Source organism: Paenibacillus sp. SEL1 (assembly GCF_054602535.1).
Window position 1 is genome coordinate 4,188,530 of record NZ_CM137723.1, and the last position, 23,564, is coordinate 4,212,093.

Annotated in this window: 24 protein-coding genes; 17 read left to right on the forward strand and 7 right to left on the reverse strand. The window is 46.0% G+C overall.

What is annotated here, in order from left to right:
* Positions 1-14: 14 nt before the first annotated feature.
* Positions 15-1,049: a C40 family peptidase gene (locus ACYCSE_RS19590; protein ID WP_459699472.1), complete on the reverse strand. Its 1,035-nt coding sequence runs from the start codon at positions 1,047-1,049 to the stop codon at positions 15-17.
* Positions 1,050-1,300: 251 nt separating this feature from the next.
* Here ACYCSE_RS19590 and ACYCSE_RS19595 point away from each other — a divergent pair, with 251 nt between their 5' ends.
* Positions 1,301-2,452, forward strand: a complete 1,152-nt coding sequence (locus ACYCSE_RS19595) for an iron-containing alcohol dehydrogenase (RefSeq protein ID WP_459699474.1) — start codon at positions 1,301-1,303, stop codon at positions 2,450-2,452.
* A 95-nt stretch (positions 2,453-2,547) separates the two neighbouring features.
* On the opposite strand, the gene ACYCSE_RS19600 is transcribed toward ACYCSE_RS19595, so the two are convergent.
* Positions 2,548-3,144 carry a TetR/AcrR family transcriptional regulator gene (locus ACYCSE_RS19600; protein ID WP_459699476.1) on the reverse strand — a complete coding sequence of 199 codons (597 nt, stop codon included), beginning with the start codon at positions 3,142-3,144 and terminating at the stop codon, positions 2,548-2,550.
* Positions 3,145-3,390: 246 nt separating this feature from the next.
* On the opposite strand from ACYCSE_RS19600, the gene ACYCSE_RS19605 reads away from it, so the two are divergent.
* From ACYCSE_RS19605 to ACYCSE_RS19625, 5 genes are all read left to right on the forward strand, one after another.
* Positions 3,391-4,512 carry an NADH:flavin oxidoreductase gene (locus ACYCSE_RS19605; protein ID WP_459699478.1) on the forward strand — a complete coding sequence of 374 codons (1,122 nt, stop codon included), beginning with the start codon at positions 3,391-3,393 and terminating at the stop codon, positions 4,510-4,512.
* A 292-nt stretch (positions 4,513-4,804) separates the two neighbouring features.
* On the forward strand, positions 4,805-5,227 hold the full coding sequence (locus ACYCSE_RS19610; RefSeq protein ID WP_061831337.1) for a MarR family winged helix-turn-helix transcriptional regulator: 423 nt from the start codon (positions 4,805-4,807) through the stop codon (positions 5,225-5,227).
* A gap of 72 nt (positions 5,228-5,299) precedes the next feature.
* Positions 5,300-5,881, forward strand: a complete 582-nt coding sequence (locus ACYCSE_RS19615; protein WP_459699481.1) for an NAD(P)H-dependent oxidoreductase — start codon at positions 5,300-5,302, stop codon at positions 5,879-5,881.
* A gap of 344 nt (positions 5,882-6,225) precedes the next feature.
* Entirely contained in the window at positions 6,226-6,663 is a 438-nt protein-coding gene (locus ACYCSE_RS19620; RefSeq protein ID WP_459699484.1) for a MarR family winged helix-turn-helix transcriptional regulator, read from the forward strand.
* A 21-nt stretch (positions 6,664-6,684) separates the two neighbouring features.
* The gene (locus tag ACYCSE_RS19625) at positions 6,685-7,515 is read left to right on the forward strand and encodes a DegV family protein (protein ID WP_025718529.1); all 831 of its coding nucleotides are present in this window, start codon (positions 6,685-6,687) and stop codon (positions 7,513-7,515) included.
* A gap of 73 nt (positions 7,516-7,588) precedes the next feature.
* Here ACYCSE_RS19625 and ACYCSE_RS19630 read toward each other — a convergent pair whose 3' ends face one another.
* The 3 genes from ACYCSE_RS19630 to ACYCSE_RS19640 form a co-directional block, all read right to left on the reverse strand.
* Positions 7,589-8,224: a BclA C-terminal domain-containing protein gene (locus ACYCSE_RS19630; RefSeq protein WP_061831340.1), complete on the reverse strand. Its 636-nt coding sequence runs from the start codon at positions 8,222-8,224 to the stop codon at positions 7,589-7,591.
* Positions 8,225-8,434: 210 nt separating this feature from the next.
* The gene (locus ACYCSE_RS19635; RefSeq protein ID WP_459699487.1) at positions 8,435-9,661 is read right to left on the reverse strand and encodes an MFS transporter; all 1,227 of its coding nucleotides are present in this window, start codon (positions 9,659-9,661) and stop codon (positions 8,435-8,437) included.
* A 68-nt stretch (positions 9,662-9,729) separates the two neighbouring features.
* On the reverse strand, positions 9,730-11,757 hold the full coding sequence (locus tag ACYCSE_RS19640; RefSeq protein ID WP_250261731.1) for a beta-galactosidase: 2,028 nt from the start codon (positions 11,755-11,757) through the stop codon (positions 9,730-9,732).
* 138 nt (positions 11,758-11,895) lie between these two features.
* On the opposite strand from ACYCSE_RS19640, the gene ACYCSE_RS19645 reads away from it, so the two are divergent.
* The 9 genes from ACYCSE_RS19645 (at position 11,896) to coaD (ending at position 18,952) form a co-directional block, all read left to right on the forward strand.
* The gene (locus tag ACYCSE_RS19645; protein ID WP_069291699.1) at positions 11,896-12,732 is read left to right on the forward strand and encodes an AraC family transcriptional regulator; all 837 of its coding nucleotides are present in this window, start codon (positions 11,896-11,898) and stop codon (positions 12,730-12,732) included.
* A gap of 193 nt (positions 12,733-12,925) precedes the next feature.
* Positions 12,926-14,743 (forward strand): APC family permease, encoded by a 1,818-nt coding sequence (locus ACYCSE_RS19650; RefSeq protein ID WP_061831344.1) that lies wholly within the window; start codon positions 12,926-12,928, stop codon positions 14,741-14,743.
* A gap of 139 nt (positions 14,744-14,882) precedes the next feature.
* Positions 14,883-14,954, forward strand: coding sequence for a hypothetical protein (locus ACYCSE_RS19655; protein ID WP_367987578.1), 72 nt, complete (start codon positions 14,883-14,885; stop codon positions 14,952-14,954).
* The gene (locus tag ACYCSE_RS19660) at positions 14,923-16,041 is read left to right on the forward strand and encodes an acyltransferase family protein (RefSeq protein ID WP_459699490.1); all 1,119 of its coding nucleotides are present in this window, start codon (positions 14,923-14,925) and stop codon (positions 16,039-16,041) included. Before ACYCSE_RS19655 ends, ACYCSE_RS19660 begins: the two co-directional genes overlap by 32 nt.
* A gap of 171 nt (positions 16,042-16,212) precedes the next feature.
* Positions 16,213-16,845, forward strand: a complete 633-nt coding sequence (locus tag ACYCSE_RS19665) for a hypothetical protein (RefSeq protein WP_061831346.1) — start codon at positions 16,213-16,215, stop codon at positions 16,843-16,845.
* Positions 16,838-17,353, forward strand: a complete 516-nt coding sequence (locus ACYCSE_RS19670; RefSeq protein ID WP_322159302.1) for an accessory gene regulator ArgB-like protein — start codon at positions 16,838-16,840, stop codon at positions 17,351-17,353. Before ACYCSE_RS19665 ends, ACYCSE_RS19670 begins: the two co-directional genes overlap by 8 nt.
* A gap of 5 nt (positions 17,354-17,358) precedes the next feature.
* Positions 17,359-17,481 carry a cyclic lactone autoinducer peptide gene (locus ACYCSE_RS19675; RefSeq protein ID WP_023988155.1) on the forward strand — a complete coding sequence of 41 codons (123 nt, stop codon included), beginning with the start codon at positions 17,359-17,361 and terminating at the stop codon, positions 17,479-17,481.
* Between the two features lie 315 nt (positions 17,482-17,796).
* Positions 17,797-18,438, forward strand: a complete 642-nt coding sequence (rsmD, locus tag ACYCSE_RS19680) for a 16S rRNA (guanine(966)-N(2))-methyltransferase RsmD (RefSeq protein ID WP_061831348.1) — start codon at positions 17,797-17,799, stop codon at positions 18,436-18,438.
* Positions 18,431-18,952 carry a pantetheine-phosphate adenylyltransferase gene (coaD, locus tag ACYCSE_RS19685; protein ID WP_250261723.1) on the forward strand — a complete coding sequence of 174 codons (522 nt, stop codon included), beginning with the start codon at positions 18,431-18,433 and terminating at the stop codon, positions 18,950-18,952. Before rsmD ends, coaD begins: the two co-directional genes overlap by 8 nt.
* Here the strand turns inward: coaD and ACYCSE_RS19690 are convergent.
* Positions 18,915-20,198: a nucleoside recognition protein gene (locus tag ACYCSE_RS19690; RefSeq protein ID WP_459699494.1), complete on the reverse strand. Its 1,284-nt coding sequence runs from the start codon at positions 20,196-20,198 to the stop codon at positions 18,915-18,917. The genes coaD and ACYCSE_RS19690 overlap by 38 nt on opposite strands.
* Positions 20,199-20,396: 198 nt before the next feature.
* Here ACYCSE_RS19690 and ACYCSE_RS19695 point away from each other — a divergent pair, with 198 nt between their 5' ends.
* Positions 20,397-21,428, forward strand: coding sequence for a YlbL family protein (locus ACYCSE_RS19695; protein ID WP_459699496.1), 1,032 nt, complete (start codon positions 20,397-20,399; stop codon positions 21,426-21,428).
* On the opposite strand, the gene ACYCSE_RS19700 is transcribed toward ACYCSE_RS19695, so the two are convergent.
* Positions 21,418-22,653, reverse strand: a complete 1,236-nt coding sequence (locus ACYCSE_RS19700) for a nucleotidyltransferase (RefSeq protein WP_459699498.1) — start codon at positions 22,651-22,653, stop codon at positions 21,418-21,420. The genes ACYCSE_RS19695 and ACYCSE_RS19700 overlap by 11 nt on opposite strands.
* A 355-nt stretch (positions 22,654-23,008) precedes the next feature.
* Here ACYCSE_RS19700 and ACYCSE_RS19705 point away from each other — a divergent pair, with 355 nt between their 5' ends.
* Positions 23,009-23,527, forward strand: a complete 519-nt coding sequence (locus ACYCSE_RS19705; RefSeq protein ID WP_069291707.1) for a YceD family protein — start codon at positions 23,009-23,011, stop codon at positions 23,525-23,527.
* Positions 23,528-23,564: the final 37 nt, after the last annotated feature.

A 23,564-nucleotide genomic window follows, 5' to 3' on the forward strand; every position in this document is an offset into this window, starting at 1 on the left:
CTATCTGGTTCGTCCTAAAACAGCCTGCGCGCTGTGACGAAACGTTTCTGCCATTTATCATCAAACGTGTCAAAATGAACGCCGCGTTCTTTGGAGAAGGTATGCAGCAATGTGTGGTTCCCTGCATAGATCGCCACATGGCCGATCTCCAGGCCGCGTGCGCTGAAGAACAGCAGATCGCCTTTGCGCAGCTCGTTCAGCCCGACCTTCCGGCCTTCTTTAGCCTGATCGTAAGAGACACGGGGGAGGTCGATAGAGAGCGTATGCCGGAACACTTCCTCCACAAAAGAAGAACAATCAAAGGTCGATGTCTGGCCGCTTGCTGCTCCGAATTCATAAGGAGTACCAAGGAATTTCTCTCCGTAGGCGATCAGTTCATCTCCTTGTCGTTCCACCAGGGATGGGCTGGTATAATCGCTGTATTTTGGTTTAGCCGATATGTATCCGGTCAGGTTGTCTTTAGTGCGCACTTCCAGCCAGAGAGCATTGACCTCACGAATGACATGAACCTTTTCGTCGGCTGGAATAAGCCGTAGGGAAGAGGAAGCTATCGATGAATCCGGTTTGCTGCGCAGGTTGACCCCGAAAAGAACCGTTGTGAAAAAATCGCCCCTGGAGGCAATTCGGATGGTCCGGGTCAAGGCCTCCCACTTTACTGTGCTCCCAAGTGCTTCGCTTACAAAACGCAGTGGAATCATCGTGTTGCCCTCAACAATCTGTCCTGGAACATTCAGGGACAGCGTATCGCCGTTTAAGGTGGCAGCGAGTTCCCCGATGCGATAGGTCAGCACCGTGTCGTTTTTGGTTGCCGTTACGGTTTTGCCGGATCCATCCCAGGAAAGCCTGGCTCCTTGCGCCTCAAACAACTGGCGCATGGGGATGAGCGTTGTCCCGTCTAGCAGCAGCGGCTGGACGGCAAGCTGAAGCGGGCGGTCATCTACATAAACGGTTGTCACCGGAGTCGTCCGTACCGACTTTGCATAAGAGGGGGGAGCTTGGAGCAGTGATACCGCCAGCAGAGCCAGCAATACTTTCTTGTTGATTGTCATGCTGTTATCACCTCATTGTGAATGTGTTCATCTAAGTTGTACGAGACTGCCTCCGATTAGTTGTACACCAAATATTGGATTTATTCAAAAAAACAAAACAAACAAAAATAAAACAAAAAAATATCTGTGTTTTATTATTGACATCAAAACAAAGTAAAGATAAAATTATCTGTGTGAAATATTTCACTTTAGAGATTGATTCCGTATTTAGCGAGGCATTAAGAAGTGAATTCTTAGGAGGCCGATTTTTTATGAGTGCACATGTATTTTTTGTACCATCTATCAATCTTATGGGAACAGGATGTTTGCATGAAGTTGGGCCGTATATAAAAGAACTGAATTTAAACAAAGCTCTAGTCGTTACGGATAAATTTTTGATGAAGAGTGGCATTGCAGGCAAGGTTACATCTTTGCTGGATGATATTGGATTGAACTATGCGGTATACGATGAAGTAAAACCAAATCCGACCTGTAAAAATGTACATGATGGTGTTCAGTTTCTGCAAGAAAACGGATGTGACTTTTTAATTTCGATTGGCGGAGGATCACCACAGGATACGGCTAAGGGAATCGGCATTATTGCTACCAATGGGGGACATATAACCGAGTATGAGGGCGTTCATAAATCCACGCATAAATCGCTTCCTATTGTGGCTATTAATACCACAGCAGGAACATCGGCTGAAATCACGATTAATTATGTTATTACTGACGTAGAGCGCAAGGTCAAGATGGTTATGGTTGATAAGAATAGTGTAGCTACGATTTCGGTCAACGACCCTGAATTGATGGTAGATAAACCCGCCGCATTAACGGCAGCTACAGGACTAGATGCTTTGACCCACGCTATTGAAGCTTTGGTTACGCCAGGCTCCTATCCTGTAACGGATGCGACTGCGTTGGCAGCAGTAGAGATTATTTTTAATTATTTGACCCGTACGGTGAGCAACGGTCATGATATAGAAGCACGAGAGCAAATGGTATACGCTATTTTCTTGGGAGGACTTGCATTTAATAATGCTGGATTGGGTCACGTTCATGCGATGGCGCATCAGCTTGGCGGCGTATACGATTTGCCTCATGGTGTTTGCAATGCCATGCTGCTGCCGATTGTGGAGGAGGAGAACGCCAAGCATGTACCAGAGAAATTTCGTGCCATCGCTAAGGTCATCGGTTTTGAAGATAAGGGGAAAAGGGATAAGGAATGCGCAGACTATGTAATCCAAAGAATCAAAGACCTGTCGAAGGAAGTTGGGATTCCTTCCAAACTTTCTGAACTGGGTGTAAATGAAGTGGATTTGGATCTGCTTGCCGAGAACTCAATGAAGGATGCTTGCGCTCCGGGCAATCCGTTCATACCTAGCAAAGAACAAGTTATCGAGATGTTTAAGAAAATTCTTTAAATAAAAGGTACAATTATTGTGTTAAATATTATAAGGGCTGTCCCAGGAAATGATCGAAGAATACTGGGAACGGCCCTTTTTATTTGCATTTTCTACTAAGAGATTTGTGAGACTAGAGATAAGACAGTCCCATTGAAGATTAATGGCACAGCTCTCTCGGCTAAAGCTGTAGGAGACTCTTTTTTTCCTTCCGCATTCCAACGAAAGGTTACACCATAAATGGACCAGCTTAATATGTTTGCGGCAAGTTCTAACGTTCTTTGGTCTGTATTATTGGCTTCTCTTGTTATGAGTTGAAGTATGAATTGCTCTAATTGATTCTTAATATGTTCTTCCAGGATCGGTGCCACTGAATTATATTTATGAACGCATTGGTTACTTGAGTCGTGATAGTCACATAACGAAAAAATAAGTTTCTGAATGGTCTCCTCCGACAAACGTGCTTCAGCATCAATCCTCTTGATAACATACTCCAAAAATGCGTCTGACAAAAGGGTTTCAAGCAGTGCATATTTATCTTGAAAATGTGCATAGAACGTGGCACGGTTAATGGTGGCTTTTTGGGTAATGTCATTGATCGTAATCGTGTAGAAGTCTTTCTTATTTAATTGGTCAACGAATGCGTCGAGAATTAATCTACGTGTTCGAATGACGCGCGGATCGTTTGGGTTGGGTGAAGTTACACCAGGCATCCTCAAGACACTCCTTTCAGGTAAATCAAATGATTCCCCCATTATAAACATGTGTTGTTTTGTCAACAAGTGAATTTAGATATACAACAATTTCATAACCCTTTTGGTTAAGCAACAGAATGAACATTTTGTCGGTTGAATGATAAATTAAACATTGCTAACATTTTACTTGCACCCCGTTTGATGATGCACCAGCCTTTCATATAATCCTTTATAACGATAAAAGAAAATGAGGAGGTACAATCCTTGAGTAATCAACCGCAAAATGTCCATTCAACAGAAGCTTTATTTCAACCTTATACTATTCATAATCTGACCTTACAGACTCGTATTGTAATGCCGGCAATGGGCCGCGCTTTATCACCAAATGGTGTGCCAGGACCGGATGTAGCCGCTTATTATCGCCGTCGCGCAGAGAATGATGTAGGCCTTATTATTACTGAAGGTGCAGTGATTGACCATCCGGCTGGAACCAGTGAGCCGAGGATACCTAATTTTTATGGGGAAGCGGCTTTAAACAGTTGGGCTGAAGTGGTCAGACAGGTTCATGAAGCTGGCAGTAAAATTTTCCCGCAGCTTTGGCATATGGGGATGGCTCGTCCTTTGGGATCTCAGCCGAATCCCGAAGCGCTATCGATTGGTCCATCGGGGCTGGATCTGGAAGGCAATAAAGTGACCGAACCGATGACAGAAGAAGAAATCGCCAAGGTCATTGGCGCCTATGTCGATGCAGCTGCGAATGCAAAACGACTGGGCTTTGACGGCGTTGAAATTCACGGAGCACACGGTTATCTGGTTGATCAATTCTTTTGGGAGAGAACGAACCAACGTACGGATCGCTATGGTGGCGATATCATAAAACGTGCACAATTCGCCATTGAGCTTGTGGAAGCTATTCGTGCTGAGGTTGGCCCTGATTACCCTATTGCCATGCGCCTATCCCAATGGAAAATGAATGATTACAACGCAAAGCCGTTCGATACACCGGATAAACTGGGGCAGCTCCTGAATGTGTTAGTACAAGCGGGCGTGGACATCTTCCATTGCTCGACACGTCGCTTTTGGGTACCTGAATTTGAAGGCTCCGATTTGAGCTTTGCCGGATGGGTGAAGAAGCTGACTGGAAAAACCACGATTACGGTTGGCTCTGTAGGTCTGGATGAGGATTTTGTAAGTTATACGGAAGGAAAAGGGGCAGGACACCAAGATATTAATGAACTTCTGGAACGGCTGGACAACAATGAATTTGATCTGGTAGCTGTTGGGCGTGCGCTTCTGGGAGATCCTGCTTGGGCTACGAAAATACGTGAAGGCCGAATTCATGATCTTCAAACCTTTACACCTGAGTTACTTCAAACGCTCAACTAAAACATATCATACTTTGAACACCTCTTCATTTCATAAATAAACACTGTAAGCCAAAATACTCAAAGTGAGGTAAGGAACTTTGGTATTTTGGTTTTTTATGCGTCTGGATAGCAGTCCATCATGAACCGTTTTAGATTAAGTCATATTTGCTTTAAAGTTTTCTTTTCTTGGATAATTTAGATCTCATTATAACAGACTTAATCCTAGTTCTTTGAAATCATTCATATACTAAAACCAGATCAGACTGACATCAATACTTGATATATATAGATGTCTATGTAATAATGCTTGTATGTTAAAAAATAATGCAGCTGCACTGATAGGAACCATTAGAGACTCGATCAATAAATTGATTGTGTCTGAGCTTGAAGCGAATGGAATTGAAGGGATTGTTCCTACTCATGGTGGAATTCTAATGTTCCTTTATCAAAAGGACGGGCTTTCCATTAAGGAATTGACGCAAAAAATTTCTCGTCAGCAACCCACTGTCACTGTTTTGATCGACAAGCTAGTGAAGTTGGGGTATGTCGAAAGAAAAAAAGAAAGGGAGGATAGTCGAGTTACCCTGATATTTCTGACCGATAAGGGAAGAGAGATAGAGCCTATATTTGAGATGATCTCCAACAGATTACAAGAAACCATCTATGGTGGTCTCAAAGATGAAGAAAAAGAACAGCTGGAATATCTGCTGGAGCATGTCAAAAACAGATTATAAATTTTTTTAAGTAAATGTATAGATATCTATATTAATATCAAAATAACAATAAAACATCGGGAGGTTATTAAAATGAAACATCTTATCATCTATGCTCACTCTAACGCAGAAAGCTTTAATCATGCGATACTCGAAACGGTTGTAAATACCTTGAAAGAAAAAGGTGACGAAGTCGTTGTACGCGATCTGTATGCCCTTGATTTTCAACCTGTATTAAAACCTGAGGATACTGCCGCTATGAGAGCAGGGCAAACCCCGGCTGATATCAAAGTGGAGCAGGAATACATCTCACAATCGGATACGATTACTTTTATTTCTCCCATCTGGTGGACAGGTCTTCCGGCTATCCTGAAAGGTTACGTTGACCGTGTATTTGCATACGGCTTTGCATATACGGCTGGTGTAGAAGGGATTAATAAGCTGCTTACAGGTAAAAAAGGTTTTATCGTGAATACACACGGTACTCCCAACGCGATCTACGATGAAATCGGTATGACCGCAGGATTGAAGATCACATCAGATACGGGAATTTTTGATTTCGTTGGAATTGAATCCGTCGGTCACTTACTGCTTGGAAGTATTGGTTACCTTGATGAAGATGGCTATAAAGGACTGCTGAAGCAAGTCCAAGACACGGCTAAAACGGTGCTGTAAAGTTAGTTCATATTCGTTTAGAAACGTAAGACATTCTTTAAATAATGAGGTTAACCCGTATTTAGTGGTTGGCCTTTTCTTATAGTGCTTATATATCTCCAACATCCCGGTTCATAGATCTTTGAAGTTGTAATAGCATCTAAACCGTTTCATCTTATGTAACAACTCCTTTACTGTAAACTGGCAAGAGGTGATCAAGCGTATTTTTTCTTATTCGACGCTGAGCTCATTTACCCTTGTATTAAAATTCACAAATATTTCATTGTTATTATCGTGGGCAATTCATTATAGTACATAGTATTAATAGTTAACTGTATGTATTATGTGTGTTGCGGAGGTTCACTATGAAAGATTATGAACTAAGGGACGAATTGAGAGAATCCGTTAACCGGATTTATGGCATGGAATTATTCAGTAGCCTGACGGAGCTTGTTCAGGGGGAAAACCATGTGCTTCAATATTTAGTTCAGCATCGGGATGATGAAATTAATCCTTCCTTGCTCAGCGATCATCTGCATGTATCCAGATCAAGAATTACGGCAGCGCTTACGGGATTAAGGAAAAAAGGCTATGTGACTATGGAAATGTCTGAGCATGACAGACGACGAATGTGTGTAAGGCTCACAGTAGATGGTGAATCCTTGATTAAACAGAAGCAAGAGAGAATTGAAGGTTATTTTGAAGCGCTTGTAGTAGGTTTGGGTGAGAAGAATGTGAAGGAATTTATACGGTTAATTGATCTTTCTTTGAGTATTATGAATGCGCGTTCTATTGAAAAATAACATAATGTGAGGGTGTACCGGGTGAGATATAAAATAATAGCGGATAGCTGCTGTGATTTAACGAGAGAGCTTAGAGAAGAGATGCAAGTTACTACGATTCCGTTGAATATGACGCTGGGAGATAAATGCTTTGTAGATGATGACACATTGGACTTGCCTCAGTTTATGGAAGAAATGAAAGCCTGTACAACCAAAATTGGATCCGCATCACCGTCACCTATGCTGTATAAGGAAGCCTTTCAAGGTGCGCATACTTCTTTTGCCATTACATTATCCAGCAACCTGTCCAGTTCGTATTCCAGTGCATTGGTAGGAAAAGATATGGCGGAAGAAGAAGGGGCGGATGTTCATGTATTTGATTCGAAAAGCGCTTCGGCTGGACAGCTCTTGTTAGCTCTAAAACTACGCAAGTTGATTGACGAGGGATATCATAAAAGCGAAATTATTTCTTCCTTGGAGAGCTTTATCAGCAAGATGAAAACCTACTTTGTTTTAGAAAATCTGGATAATTTGGTTAAGAACGGACGAATGAATAAAATCACTGGAAAGATACTTTCACTCTTGCATATCAGGCCTATTTTAGGCTCGGATGGTGACGGGAATATCGCATTTTTTACTCAAGCACGCGGTCAGAATCAAATTATCGAAAAGCTGGCAGATACTATTGAAAAAAGTGGCCGGGCTACCGAAGGAGAAAGCATCGTCATTACTCACTGCAATAATCCTGGGCTGGCGGAAAAATTAATGAATGCGCTGAAGAAACGCTATCAATTTAAAGATATTCATATTGTGTCCACCAGAGGGATTAGTTCAATGTACGCCAATGACAAAGGGATCATTATGGCCTTTTAAAAATATTCAGGGTTTATCCTCGCTGTATGGATAAACCCTTTTTAGTACACTGAGGCTTTGCGGGAGTTCAAGCCTATCTCAATTTTCTAATGAGGACAGAAGCGTTTATGCTGGCTTGAGTTCCTCCGGCTTGTGTTTGCAGGGTAACAGCAGTAGTAGAGCTATGGTTTCGCAAAGTAAGGACGTCACCGCATGCCAGAGCGAGGATGGCTTGCCCTGTGTTCTGTTGTGTCCCGGCTCCTGAGCCGTATACAGTTCCCTCAGCCAGTGCGCCATTAATAAAGAGGGCGAATTGGTTAGGTTCCACACCGGACACCGAAAAGTGAACTTCATATTTTCCAGCATCGGATACAGCAATCTGTGTAGTTCCTGGAACATGAGCAATTCCAGGTGTAAGTATACCGTTTGTATCCAAAATGACATCCCCTTCAATCGGAACAACTTGGGGCTTCACATTATAAATATAACCGAACTGCGCTAAATCACCTATGGTTCCAGAATCCCCTTCAGGCCCTAAAGCGCCATGATTAATATTCACACTTACAAGTTGCTTTTTGACGATGATGTCTTTCCCGAACCCTTTCCGTTTCGAGCGGCCTTTTCTCTTTGGGGGCTTTTCCTCAAACTTTTTTTCTAACTTATCAAACCAGGCACGGACAAAAACATTTTTTTTACGGCCTTTTTTTCGTTTTAATTCAGGATGACCCAATACAAACACCTCCATATGGTTTGTTGTATACTACTCCATTCATCTAGAGGAGGCATGGATATCTGTCCTGTGATCCATAGGAAACGATCTATTTTGACTAAAAACAGGCTGCTGTACAAGGTACATTCGTCTAGTATGTAAAAAAGCACCTTTGAATGTGCACTTGGATGACAACCAAGGAACAGACAAAGGCGCCAGTAGAGACGTGTATCATGATGAAGCGGTTTGAAGCCGTTTTTTGCGCACATATAGGGCGTACAAGATGCCTCCAAGCAGACACAGGATGCAGGCGAAGCCTGCCAGCAACCACGCCGATGAGACTGCTCCACCACGGTCCATGCTATTTCCGAGCCATAAAGGCAGCAGAGCTCCTCCAACTCCACCTGCGCCTATAAGCAGGCTGGTGGTGGATTCTTCGGTGCCTGGCATCATTTTGCTGGCAAAAACAAGTGCGATGGAGAAGATCCCGGACATGCCCAGTCCCAGCAGTACAATAAGGATAAAGGCGCCGGCAGTGCCTTTGATCAGCGGGAACACGCACAGCAGCAAGGTCGCTACCAGTGAGCTCAGGGCGACAAAGACACCGTAGCCGTATCGATCGGCAATGTAGCCTGTGAATAACCGGCCGGTAGCCATTGCTAACCAGAAGCAGGTGACACTAAGTGCTGCTTCGGCTTGTGTGAGACCCAAACGTTCGATGAACATGGAGGGCAGGAAATTAGCCAGGCTCATCTCTGTTCCTACATAGATAAAGAAAAAGACGATAAATAGTGCAAGTAGCTTCCAATTGCCTATAGGGCTACGTTTAGAAGCCTCCACCGTGGGGGTTTTGGATGAGTTGGTGGAGCGCGCATGGTTGTCACCTCGGTGTTCCTGTTGGTCTAATACAGCGTCCAGCGTGCCGAAGGACCCACGCAGCCAAGCTATGACGGTCACGGCTGCAAACATGGAAATGATGGGAAAGGCCAATCGCCACCAACCGAGAGCAATGAGCTGGCTGGCGATAGCGGGCATAGCCAAAGCGCCAATCCCAAAAAAGACTTCCAGACGGCTCATCGCCGCGCCCGTTCCTTGAGTAATACCGCTGATAATAATAGTGCCAATGAGTGTTTCTACCATGCCGAAGCCAAACCCGGCTGCTGCCCCGACGGCATATAGCCAACCCCAAGGCAGCAGCAATGAGTACAGCACTTCAGCCGCGCACAGCAGGAGCAGGGCGAATACTAGACTTCGGCGTTTGCCGAAACGCCGGGCAAGCCACGGCGACAGCAGGACTCCACCCAGAAAACCGGAAAATTGAGCGAAGATTAGGCTTCCGCCGTCCGTATAGTTTCTACCGTAATGCTCTAACAACACAGGCAGTAGGGAGCCTACAACCACGTGTGCCAGGCCGATTAAAAAATAAGACAAGCTGCCGATCCATAGCAGTCGTTTCATGATGAACTCCTTTGATACCTAGATTTGACTCATGCAGCAATCTGACTGCATGAGTCAAATCTGAGTGATTATGATAGCTCCAGTACTTGAAAGCCGTAACCTTCAATAGAAATATCTCCTTCTAGGTATTTACCGCTGATCAGCTCGTTCCCTTTCTGATCATCCAGATGATATTGCTGCGTCTGGGCGTTATGATTCAGAACGAATAGATATGATTTTCCATCTTTGGTCCGTACAGTGGCTTCTACACCCGCAGGAGCGCGCAGTAGGGATGAAATCCCTTTTTGCTCACAAATGTAGCCCAGTAGGCCATCAAGGAAAGTCTCTTCAGGATCTGAAGCAACGTACCATGCCTCACCTTGACCGAAACGATTACGTGTCAGCACTGGCATGCCCTGATAGAAATCATCGCCGTATTCGGCCAGCACCTCGGCGCCTTCGCTATGCAACAAGTCGCAGAGCAGACCGCATTTATATTCACCTTGTAATACGCCCACCTTTTCTTTCAATACAATGCGATTGTGTGATTCCGGCAGAAGCGCGTCTATTTCTTCCACCCAGATCCCAAGTAAGTTACGCAGTTTACCAGGATATCCTCCGGTTGTGACCAGATCATTTTCATTTACAATGCCACTGAAAAAGGTCGTTACGAAGGTGCCGCCATGCTCTGTGAATTGTTCCAGCTTCTCGGCGGTACCCGGCTTGACCATGTAGAGTACAGGCGCGATAATGAGATCATATTTCTGGAAATCTGCATCAACAGAAATCAGGTCTACCTGTACATTCCGCCGGAAGAGGGGAGCATAATACTTGTGTACCTGATCCATATATTTCAAGGCGACAGAAGGGCCGCTTGATTTTTCCAAAGCCCACCAATTATCCCAATCGAATAAAATGGCTACTTTGGCATTAACGGTCGCGTCAAGTAGCGTGTTGCCTAATGCGCCAAGCTCACTGCCAAGCTGTGCCACCTCGCGAAATACACGTGTGTTCCCATGCCCGGCATGCTCAATGACGGCCCCGTGGAATTTCTCACAAGCGCCGATCGAGCGGCGAAGCTGGAAGAACATGACCGTGTCCGCGCCATGCGCGACTGCCTGATAACTCCATAACCGCATAACGCCAGGCCGTTTAAGCGAATTATACGCCTGCCAGTTCTGCTGGCTCGGTGTTTGCTCCATCAGCATAAAGGGTTGCCCATCCTTCAAGCCGCGCATCAGATCGTGCGCCATCGCCGTATAGCTTATCGGAGTATTGGCCCCGGGATAGCTGTCCCAAGATACAATATCCATGTGCTTAGCCCATTTAAAATAGTCCAGTTGTTTAAAAAAGCCCATCAGGTTGGTCGTTATCACGGCATCGGGAACATGTTTTTTAATCGCGTTATACTCCAGCAGATAACAATCAAGCATACTGTCTGAATTAAAGCGTGCATAATCGAGGGATATGCCCTGAAAGGTCGAGTGATTTTCTCCCCAATGCTCGCTCAGATTATTTGGCGGTACAATTTCATCCCAATCATAGAAGGTGTGACCCCAAAAGGAAGTATTCCACACCCGGTTTAGTTCTTCCAGTGATCCGTATTTTTGCTTGAGCCACACCCGAAATGCGGCCGCACAGTTATCACAATAGCAATCCCCGCCGTACTCATTGGACACGTGCCACACGAGGATCGCAGGATGGTTTTTGTATCGTTCTGCAAGTCGGTCAGCCATCTGCTCCGCATATTTTCGGTAAGTTGGGCTATTCGGACAAGAGTTGTGGCGTCCGCCGAATTTCCGCTTACGCCCGTCAGCATCGACCCGCAGAATGTCGGGATAACGCGTAGCCATCCAGGCTGGATGCGCTGCCGTGCTAGTAGCTAAACAAACGAAGATATCGCTTTCATAAAGACTGTCAATCAATTGATCCAGCCATTCAAAATAATATGTGATTTCGTCGGATTGAATTTTGGCCCATGAGAATACGTTGACCGTGGCGATATCAATCCCTGCCTGCCTGAACATCCGTAAATCTTCCTGATGCGTGGCCTCATCCCATTGCTCAGGATTATAATCTCCACCGTAAAATACTTTAGGAAGTTTACTGCTTATCATGCCAATCACCTCTGTATATAAGAATAATCCTATCTTATAATACAAATAACTGCTTTTAAATATAATAAAATGAACGTGTATATAACAATATGGATCTACATGTGAAATACATACCCGCATACGCCGGAGGTGCTTTTTATGATTTTAACTCCCCATCATTTAAGATTTTTCCTGACTACGCGTGAGCATTCTTTACCCCTTTTTATTGAAAGTATCGGATTTAACAGCAGGCAGGAAGATGTGTCCCGTCCAGAGGGTTATCCGTGCTTTCACTGGATTCAGACGGTGTCTGGTGAAGGGATGTTTACATTTAAAGGGGGGAGTTTCCGTCTGGGAGAGCAGTCCGGGGTTCTGCTGCTGCCCGGGGAATCCCATGCATACAGACGGGCGACCAAGGTATGGCGAACGTTATACATTACATTTGACGGCCCCATCGCCGCTGCTGTATTGACTGCACTGGGATTGAAGCATACGCGTGGGTATCATTGGGACCCGGATAGCGAGCTACACAGCTTTGGGGAAACTATGCTCCATTCCATGGTTAGTGAACGTGATTTGTCTGGATTAGATGCTTCGGCCAATATGTATCGTTTTCTGACTCTATTGCGTAAACATGGACAACATAGCTCGATGCCTTCCCTATCCCATAATGTAGAACGTTTAACCCCTGTACTAGCCTTTATGGAGCAAAATTATGCCAGTCCAGATGTGGGCCTAGGTGATATGGCAGTTATGATGAATGTCAGCTCCCGTCATTTAAATACATTATTTAAGCAAGCGTTTGGTGTGACTTCTTATGCTTATCTGATTGTAATTCGGCTGCGGAAGGCCAAGGAAATGATGACGGAATATCCGCAATTAACAGTAAAGGAGATTTCGGAGCGAGTAGGATTCCGAGATGCCAGTCATTTTGTGGCAACTTTCCGCCGAGCTGAAGGAATTACGCCTGAAAGGTTCAAATTACTGTATACATAAGGGTATTTTATCGAAATACTCTTTCTTACTCGGGAATGCTCATTTTAGGGAGCATTCCTTATTGTTTTTTTCAGGATGAGGGAGTATAAAATAATAGTTCATTTGTTTCATCAATCTGATGTTCAGGTGACATAATAAACATAAGATCCATAGTTCTTTTGCAAAACCCTCATCCAAAGAAGGAGTCAATGAAATGCTGAGTAAAGTCAAAAGATTATTAATCGGTCGTCCGCGAAAGTCGACGGCCCTTGAAGATGAGAAACTGAATAAGCTCAAGGCACTGGCCATTCTGTCCTCAGATGCCTTGTCCTCTGTAGCTTACGGAACGGAGCAAATTCTGCTGGTTTTAATTACAGCCGGCTTCGCTGCCCTATGGTATTCCATTCCTATATCCATTGCGGTATTGGGATTGCTGATCATTCTGATCCTGTCCTATAGACAGACCATATTTTCCTATCCTGGTGGCGGAGGAGCGTACATTGTTGCACAGGACAATTTGGGAAAGAGTCCGAGTCTGATTGCAGGTGGTTCTTTGCTGGTCGATTATATTCTGACGGTAGCAGTTAGCTCATCAGCAGGTACAGATGCCATTACATCGGCTTTCCCGTCGTTACATGATCATCGGATTGCCATTGCTCTGATTATGATTATCTTTTTGACTATTATGAACTTGCGCGGGGTGACAGAATCTGCCTCGGTGCTGGCTGTACCGATTTACTTATTTGTTGTTGCGATTTTTGTTTTGATTATTAGCGGTATCATTCATTACGTGGCAGGGGGAGCTCATGCTGCAGCACCGCAATTTGGAGCTACGGTATCCAACGTCAGTCTGTTCCTGTTACTTAAGGCGTTCAGCTCGGGTTGCTCGGCGTTAACTGGGGTAGAAGCTGTCTCGAATGCCATTCCGAACTTCCGCAAGCCTGCTGCCAAAAATGCAGCAACTACACTAATGATGATGGGTTTGATTCTCGGGTGTATGTTTATCGGAATTAGTTTGCTGGCTTATTGGTACGGTGTTCGTCCTAATCCGCATGAAACGGTCATCTCGCAAATTGCGAACGCCACTTTCGGGCGCGGTGTGATGTATTACATCATTCAAGGCGTAACGGCGCTCATCTTGTTTTTGGCGGCGAATACAGCCTATTCGGCCTTTCCATTGCTTGCTTTTATGCTCGCGAAGGACAAATACATGCCGCACATGTTCATGGTCCGTGGAGATCGGCTCGGATACTCTAATGGTATCCTGTTTCTGAGTATCTTCTCGGCATTGCTGGTCATCGTATTTGGCGGCAACACAGAAAATCTGATTCCGCTTTATGCGGTAGGGGTATTTATTCCGTTTACCCTTTCACAGCTTGGTATGATGATTCGCTGGATCAAGCTCAAACCGCCAGGCTGGATCGTCAAACTTGCTATTAATACGGTTGGGATGCTGACCACGCTGTCGATTACGCTTATCTTTATCTTCACCAAGTTTAGCCAGGTGTGGGTAATCTTTATCTTCCTGCCTTTGGTTCTGTATTTCTTTATGAAGATCAATAGGCATTACAAAAATACGGCTGAACAACTGCGCATTGATATTACCAAGGATAAACCTATGGTGAAAGGCAATACGATTATTATTCCGGTGGCAGGTATTACGCGAGTCGTTATGAATACGATCAGCTATGCCAAAACCTTGTCGGACAATGTGGTTGCCGTATATGTGGGTGTGGATGATGAAGCGATTCGCAAAATGGAACAGAAATGGGAAGAGTGGGATGTCGGTATACGTTTGGTGGTACTGAAATCCCGTTATCGCAGCATTATTAATCCGCTTCGCAAGTTCATCGATACAGTAGAGTGGAAAAAAGCAGACGAGGACCATATCACTGTTCTCATTCCACAATTCATCACCAAGCACTGGTGGGAAAATATTCTACACAATCAGACCAGCTTACTGATGAGAGCTTATTTGATTAATTATAAAGACGTGATCGTAACGACCGTTCCTTTTCATTTAAACAAATAAAGTCACTGCCAATTGTAGGGTACAGCTGAATATAGCATGACCAAAATGAACATCTTTTGGCCGCATTTCTTTGCGGTCGGAGGGTGTTTTTTTGCATAACGGAGATATTTACTTTGGTGATACATTTTGTGTATTATAGATACGAAATGTATCATTCAAGACTGTTATGGAGGGATACGATGCCCGAAGCCACGGGGAAAATGGAAGATGACAAGCTGCAATTTGTAGATACGCTGAGGGCGCTGGCTATTATTGGAGTTTTACTTGTGCATGTCAGCCAGCATGTAGACGGATTAAACGGATGGTTGCAAAAAGGCTTGAGTATAGGAGCTAAAGGAGTCGCTTTATTTTATATGGCCAGCGCTTTTACACTATTTCTGTCCTTGAGCAGACGTTCAGGTGACAAGAGGGAAAGAATTTCAGCTTACCTGTTGCGTCGTTTTTTTCGGATTGCTCCTTTGTATTACGTGATGTTAGGAATCTATTTGGCTGTGAACGGGACAGGTCCAAGATTTTGGCTTGGAGATCAGGAGGGAGTCACTGCCGCCAATATCGCTGCTCATGTCCTGTTTTTGAATGGTCTGAATCCGTACTGGATCAACAGCATTATTGGTGTGGAATGGTCCATTGCGGTGGAATGTATGTTTTATCTGTTTATCCCCCTATTATTTAAGCTGATCCGATCAGTCCGCCATGCGGCCTGGTTTGTTGTGATGGTGCTTGTGGTAAGCTTCGGTCTAAATACGGTATTTGCTCAATATCCATGGATTAGTGATCACTCTTTATGGGGTCACTATCTGTATTTATGGTTTCCGAATCAATTGCCTGTCTTTGGGCTAGGTATATTGTTGTTTTTCATTTGGAAAGACGAGCGGCATTGGAAAAGTATAGACCGAGTCAGTGGAGGTTTGCTGCTTGTTTCTGTGCTATTTGCATTTTTTGGAGGTATGACCGATTATCTCATAGGTTTCGGGTTGCTACTGGGAGCGTATGCTTTGTATCACTGGCAGCCGATATGGCTGCTTAATCGGGTATGGTCATGGATCGGCCGCCTTAGCTACAGCATGTATTTGACGCATATGCTGGCTCTGGGACTAATCGTACAGGTTAAAATACCTTTTGCTCCCCTAGTCAGCCTCACACTTATGTTTATCGTGACGTTGCTAGTCACCATCGGACTATCTTGGTTTACCTACTCGTGGATTGAACAGCCCGGCATCCGTTGGGGGAAAAAGCTTATATCACGTATGAAGCCTGTGCGCAAGCAGGGAGATTCGGTCAAAGAAAGTGTTGCCTAAGCTACAACTTGAAGCAGCATCCGATAACATTTGGTTGAAGTGCTTGAATAAATCTATGAAATAATTGAAAAGACCTCTTGAAAAGTAGCTCCCAGCCCTTTATATTCGATGTACATCCAAGTTTTTGAATACACCGATGAGGTTGGTTGGAATTGTAAAGGAGATGCACGCATGCTTTTGAAGCCAATCGGCTTTTTGCTTTTCTCCACGCTTGAGGGAGTAGCTGTTTTTGCGCTGATTTTGAGTATTTTTAAAGTTAAAATGACCCCTTATCTTTGGCAGGCCATTTTTGTTAACCTGATTATGAATATGCAAAGTTATATGCTCCGAGAGGAGTTTTCCCTTTCGTATTTGGTGCCTGTCGTAAATATGCTGCTTTTTATTTTTTTACTCGCTACGGTCGTGAAGATTCCGATTGTGTGGTCCGGTATTATGACGGTTACAGGTTATTTTGCATATGCCGTTGTTCAGTCGGTATTCTTAAAAGTCATGTTCGGCAACCTTCCGGTTTCTGAGCTGCAGGATGGGTCCTTGAAGGGCTACTTGCTACAAGTGGTAAGCGCGGCAGTAGGACTGCTTATTTCATTGATGTTGTATCGAAAAGGGATCGGCTTTTCCCCTAATTTCAAGAAGCTTAAGTTCAAAGAGGAATATGGCATTGTCATCACGCTGATTATCCTGTCCCTCATTTCAACTTCTATTGTGCTCTACTATAACGAGGTATGGTTAAGTATGATATTTTTTGCACTGGTTTCGGGATTTTTCATCTATTATGCAATCGGAAAGGAATACCGGGATGATTGAAGCGATGGCTTTCAAACTTGCTAACCAGATCAAACGTACTGTGCCTGATCATCCAGCCTCTGTCGCGGTACTTAAATACGCACTTGCTCTCATTCTGAATGCGTCCATGATCATCGTGTTAACACTATTCGCCTCAATCTTCACGGGACGGATGGTAGAAGCTGTAACGATTCTCATCGCTTTCGCCCTACTGCGCCAAATATCAGGAGGCATTCATTTGAAAACGGGCATGGCATGTGTGTTGGTGACCTCAGCAGCTTTTACTTACATATCCTGCATTGCCTTAAATAGTTGGTGGACAAACCTGTTTACCGGAATAGCTCTCATTCTCGTTTTATGTTTTGCCCCGTCCAGAATTGAAAAGCAGTCGCGCATTCCAGTACGTTTTTATCCCCTCTTGCGACTGTTATCCTCCTTGCTTGTATGTACTAATTTTGTAATCGGTTCCTCTGTAGTGGCTGTTGCTTTTTTGGTCCAAAGTCTAACATTGATCCGGGAAAGGAGGTGAGTGGAATGATGAGGAAAATGGTATATGGATTAGCCACATCGTTGTCTATGTTTGCAACATTTGCTGTATCAGTGGCGAGTTATGTGTATGTTTATCAAGGGGATACACCCGAGGAACTGCTGAAATAAACAAAATGCCGAAATAGAAAAATGATACATAGAGCTGCTATTAAGCAGCTTCTTTTTATGTAAAAAAAATCAGGCGCTCCATTAAAGAGCGCCCGAATGGGAGAGGAGAAACCGGACGAAGAGCTTATGGGGAAACGTAAGTCTTCTCCGCGGTTGTCTACGACATTGGTTGAATGCCGATATCCTAAGGATGCCCAGGGAATGGTTTTTTATACCTGCCTCATCCTAAGTTTTTCAAACGGCGGTGCATGTGGTACGATAGCGTCATAATCTTATATGGTTATGAACACATATAGAAAATAGGTGAGTTTCAGCGTGAGAGTGGTATCGGGTAGTGCCAAAGGAAGGCCGTTAAAGGCAGTTCCCGGCACAGGGACGCGGCCGACCACCGATAAGGTCAAGGAAGCGTTATTTAGCATGATAGGTCCTTATTTTGATGGGGGAGTCGCACTTGATCTGTTTGCTGGTAGTGGTGGCCTGGGTATAGAGGCGCTTAGCCGGGGAATGGACAAGGCTGTTTTTATTGATATGGAATCCAAAAGCATTGATGTCATTAAAGAAAATTTGCGAAAAACTGGATTGGAAGGACAGGCTGAAGTGTTCCGCAATGATGCCGGACGAGCGCTCAAGGTGCTGGCAAAACGTGGAGCTCTTTTTGATGCTGTTTTTCTCGATCCACCCTATCGTCTCAAACACGGAGATGAATTAATGAGCCGTATGGCTGAGTTGAACTTGCTTCGTTCAGATGCAATCATCGTGCTGGAGTATGAATCGGGACATGAATATCCGGAAAGCTTCGGACCGTTCGAACAGGTCAGAAAAGCAGTCTATGGTGAAACGGCGTTATCTATTTATCATTTTGCAGCCGATGCTTTGTCGGATGTCGTAGAACATACAGAAGCCGGAGTGGTCAAATTCGGCATCAGTGAATCAGACGGGGAGGATCATCATGATTGAGCACAAACCACGTATTGCCGTATATCCGGGGACCTTTGATCCCGTGACGATGGGGCACCAGGATATTATTCAAAGAGCAGCCAGACAGTTTGATCTATTGATTGTAGCGGTTCTTAACAATATTAGTAAAAATCCGCTGTTTTCACTTGAGGAACGAATGGAGCTGCTGCGAACGGTAACTCGCGATATCCCGAACGTTGAAGTGGACAGCTTCCGTGATCTGACAGCTAATTATGTACGTCAAAAAGGGGCCCAGGTTATTGTCAGAGGAATCCGGTCGGTGACTGATTTTGAATATGAGCTGCAATTAGCCTCTACAAATCATAAGCTGAACCCGGATGCGGAAACGATCTTTATGATGACCAATCCGACTTATTCATATCTGAGTTCCAGTATGGTGAAGGAAATTGCGCATTTTGATGGCAAGGTTGTAGATCTGGTGGCACCGGAGGTGGAAGACGCGCTGCGTGCGAAGGTCAACGCGAATCGCGGCGGCTCCACCATGAAGTCATAAAGGAAAAGGCCAGCAGGGTAACTATAATTGTACCCAGCAGCGCAATGGACAGTACGGTTAGTTGCCAGGGGTACATAGATGTTCCTTCTATTTGTGTTAGTAAGCCGCTGGCTCCAGTCATGACAGGATGCGTGGCGGATTCATTTACGCTTTCCACAAAAGAAGACACAGAACTGCGACTGACGTAAGCGGGAGTTGTATTGCTGACGATGCGGTTTAGCGGGACCCATGTCGCTAAGGTAAGTCCAAAAGCAATGATCCCATGGAGCACTCGTGACAAGGTGAAGGTGATGCCCTTGTCGGAAGGTCTGGTGACGGCGGTAATTTGAAGCCAGCCGCACAGGCCGCCCCAGCCCAACACAGCACTGATCAGGACTACTTGTGTACGGAGATCGTAGGGCAGACGGCTGATTTCATAGGAACCCAAATGGATTTCCATCCAGGCAGGCCATATGAAAGAAAGCGATCCTTGGCCTGTGTATATGGACAGCAGTCGAATCAGTACGGAAAAGAAAATAATGAATCCACCTGTCACCATCAGCGTCTGTACAGCATGGGATACGGTTTCGCCCAACAGTTTTCCGAAACTGCGGCCGTCCCGTTCTCTGGCAGAGCGGGTAGCTTCCCATGCGGATCGGATCAGGGAGGGAGAAGTACGGGAAACTGAGGTGCGCCGTAGGGCAGCTGGCGTTTCCCGTTTTTGCAATTCTTTGGACGATACAGGTAGTCTGGCGGTGATCCAGCCTGCCAGCAGCCCGGAAATCCAGTGAACTGCAAGTAACATCACGCCTGCGGTAGCATTGTGCAGTAGCCCTGTCCCGATGACGAGCAGGATGGTAATCGGATTGCAGAAATGAGCGATAGAGGTTAGACGTCGAAGCTGAAACGCAGTCATATCCTCCTGTTGTGCCCATTGGCGCACCGCTTCCGCTGCAGCGGGGAATCCCGCGGTCAGGCCGAGGGCCAACACCCAGCCGCTTCGCCCGGGTAGACGGAACCAGGATCGCATAAACGGCTCCAGCAGGATACCTAGTCCATGTACTAGACCAAAGGCGATGAGCATTTCGGACAGCATCAAAAAAGGCAGCATGGCTGGGAAAATAATACTCCACCATAGCTTAAGGCCTTGAGTAGAGGCTTGAAATACTTCTTCTGGTGAGGCGACAACAGCCAGTACAAGCAAAATGGCTCCGAGGCCAAGCAGTATGGTTGTCCAATAAGGAGCGGAATGGGCTTCCTTTTGCATCAAAGAATTCACCTCTCATAAATATACTAAGGAGAGTGGGATGCTGTCTCCAGTGTTTATTCACGTTCGTTGTCTTGGGATAGGTTGTTCGTATACGTTGTCGTAAACAATGTATGCTTTTTCGGAAGGCTTGAGAACAGGTGGCGCAGAGGCACTTGGATAAGATAGGAGAAGTTAGGCTGCAAGGGGGGAGAAGCAATGAAACGAATAAACCGGAAAAGAGTTTTTTTTACAACCGGTTATGTCTTAATGCTGGCTGCAATGGTCTATGTGCTGGTCTATATGCCAACCCCTTATCTGATCTATGGACCAGGTGGGGCTAACGAGATCAAACCGATGGTTAAAGTCCGGGAGGGTGACAGCATCGAACGGGGGACCTTTATGATGACGACGGTATCGGCGCGTTATGCCAATGTTATTATGTTGGGCCTGTCCAAGCTGGACCGCAATTCGGAGATTCAGCGCAAAGAGGATCGTCTGCATGGAAGAAGTGAAGACGAATATGCGGCAGAGCAGGTATGGTATATGGGGGATTCTCAATCTTCCGCGATGGAGGCTGCCTACACCCGTGCCCATGTTCCCTATCGCATTGTGCCGGATTATGTGTATGTATTTAAGGTCCCGGGATCGAACAGCGTGTTTGAGCCTGGAGATGAAATATTGGAGCTGAACGGCGTGCGGGTGACCGATAATCGTTCCATTCGGAAGGCTTTGGAGGACGAAAAATCGGGAAAAATGGCTAAAGTGAAGCTAAAGCGCGATGGAAAGTTGCTGACCGTTCAAGCTCCCTTAACGACCATCACGGACATTGAAACGGGTAAGCAACGTTCTGGCTTTGGCGTCAGTATTGCCACGGTACAGAAGGTAGAGCCGAAGGATGAACGTAAAACGATTCATTTTACATCTACGGATGTTGGCGGTCCTTCGGCAGGTTTGATGTTTACCATGGAAATCTATAACCAACTGACACCAGGTGATCTGAGTAAGGGATATCGTGTAGCCGGTACGGGTACTATTGATAAGGACGGTCAGGTTGGAGCGATTGGTGGTGCAAAGTATAAAATAGTTGCTGCTGACCGTCAGGGTGCGGAATTGTTTTTCGTCCCTGCGGATAATTATAAAGAGGCCAAGGCCAAAGCTGAGCAAATGGGAAGCCGGATGAAGCTTGTTTCGGTCCGCAAGCTTGGCGATGCGCTGAATTATATGGAAAAGCTGCCCATCAAACCATAATGGGCGGTCGCAAGTAATCAGCATACATGCCGCGGATGACAGGACGTGGCATCCCGGCTGCGTGTATGGCGGCTGCGGCTGTATCCCAGTCCAGGTGGGGATGTGATCCGGCAGACAGCTTGACCCATACTGGAAGGGTGGCTGTTTGCTTCATACGTGCCAGCAGCTCGCGTCCAGCCCTGTTAAAGCCGAGCACGCGGATATATCCCGGACCTTTCGCCAGCTTATCCGGAGTCATATCGGCTTTGGCATGATTCAGCAAAATATGTGCACACATCCGCTGAAGCTTCGTACGAGTATACCGCCTTGTCTTGATCGCGGTGAGCAGGGCCTCCACAGAAGGCTGGGGCAGCGTGTACAGCGATTGCCGCAGACGATGCTCCAGCCCTTCGGTGACCTCGTGCAGCTCCGCCAGCTGCTGTGGGCTACGTGTGATTAGGGCGTTCAGCAACGGCTGGCTGAACGCTTCCCAGTGCAGCGGCGCGCGTTCAGCTTGCCACTCGCGCCGCAAAATCTCCAGTGTCGCCGCAGGTATGTACGGCGACGCGTCCTCCGGCCCGCCGTCCAGCAGCAGACGGCGGATGGCCGTGGCGCTGGCGATGACTCCGTCCGCAGGGGCCACGGCTTCGTGGTAGCCCGATCCCGTGCGGGCTACCACGAAGGGCTTGATTGTGCTGCCCAGCCGTTCCAGCGCAATCAAATAATGCAGCCCCAACGTATTGTTGGGCTGCTGCATGAGGGCGGCGAGCGTAGCGCCGTCCGCTCCTTCGGCCGCGAGCGCGGCTGCGGCTCCCGCGTAGGCAGCGGGATAGCTCGTGCCGCTGCTTAGGCGCTTCGCGATGCCAGCCTTGAGCTCGGCCGGCTCTGCCGCCAGCACGCGAGCCAGCGCGCGCAGCGGGGCGATGTCTCCGCTCTCGCTGCCGAAGCAGAGCGCGTCGACGATGCCCGTCGCATGGAGCAGGGCGACCGCTCCGCGGGCAAACCATTCTGCGGGCTGGACGGCATAGGCCACAGGCAGCTCCAGAACTAGGTCCACACCCATGGCGAGTGCCATTTCGGTGCGGGACCATTTGTCTGTAATCGCGGGTTCACCCCGCTGAAGGAAAGGACCACTCATCACAGCCACTGTGCGTTGCGCACCAGTGATGCGAAGAGATTCCTCCCAGTGATGGACATGTCCGTTATGCAGGGGATTGTACTCTACAATCATACCGAGTGTTTTCAAGACCGTAGTAGGCTCCTTTCTTAAAGTAGCTTATTGGATAACCCTTTTGATAATAATGGTTAAGTACCCGTCAATGTTTGTTTTCAGGGCAGCTATACTGATTTTTCATCGTCGGCATGAACAAGACCATTGAGACCTGGACGAAAAAGCTTTATACTCGCATTATTGTACACGAAGAGTGGCGGGGGTACGAATACTCATCAGTACATGTTTAGCACAATGCATTTTTGCTTCTGCATAAAACTTGTCGAACCATTGGAAAACCGGTGGATTTGTGAGTGGTGTAAAGTGAAAGGTGTTGACAAACGACTCGATCAGTCGGTATAATAATTTTTGTTTGTTTGGAGTGATAGTGATGCAACTATTTTTTCGCAAAGTAGCAACAAGTGACGGTCCTTTTCCTATCCGTGAATCTCTTAATGTGAGTGAATTGGTGGATGATCGTGCTGATGTTACGGCCGTTTCCCCGCTGGAGACCGACTTGGTCGCCGTTAGTCTGGGTCAAGGCTTGATGAGCGTGGAAGGCACGTTGACCGCAGGTCTGGACATGCTGTGCTCACGCTGTTTAAGCCCGATGCACGAGGATTTAAAGATTGAATTCCGTGAACGGTTCAAGCAAACCTCTTCGAGTGTTGAAGAGGAGGATGAAGATGGCGATTTTATCGCAGTGACGGAGGACTCCTTCGACATTGCACCGTATTGTGAAGAACTGTTTGTACTGCATGTGCCGTTTGCGCCTTTGTGCAGTGAGGATTGTCAGGGAATCGCACCAAAGACCGGACAAAACTGGAGTATTGGCTCCGATGACAGTAGCGATGGCAATACGGAAAAGATTGATCCGCGTCTAGCAGGGCTTAAGGATTTTTTTAAATGAGAATTGAGTTCAATTCTGAAAAATCATCATCCGCTTG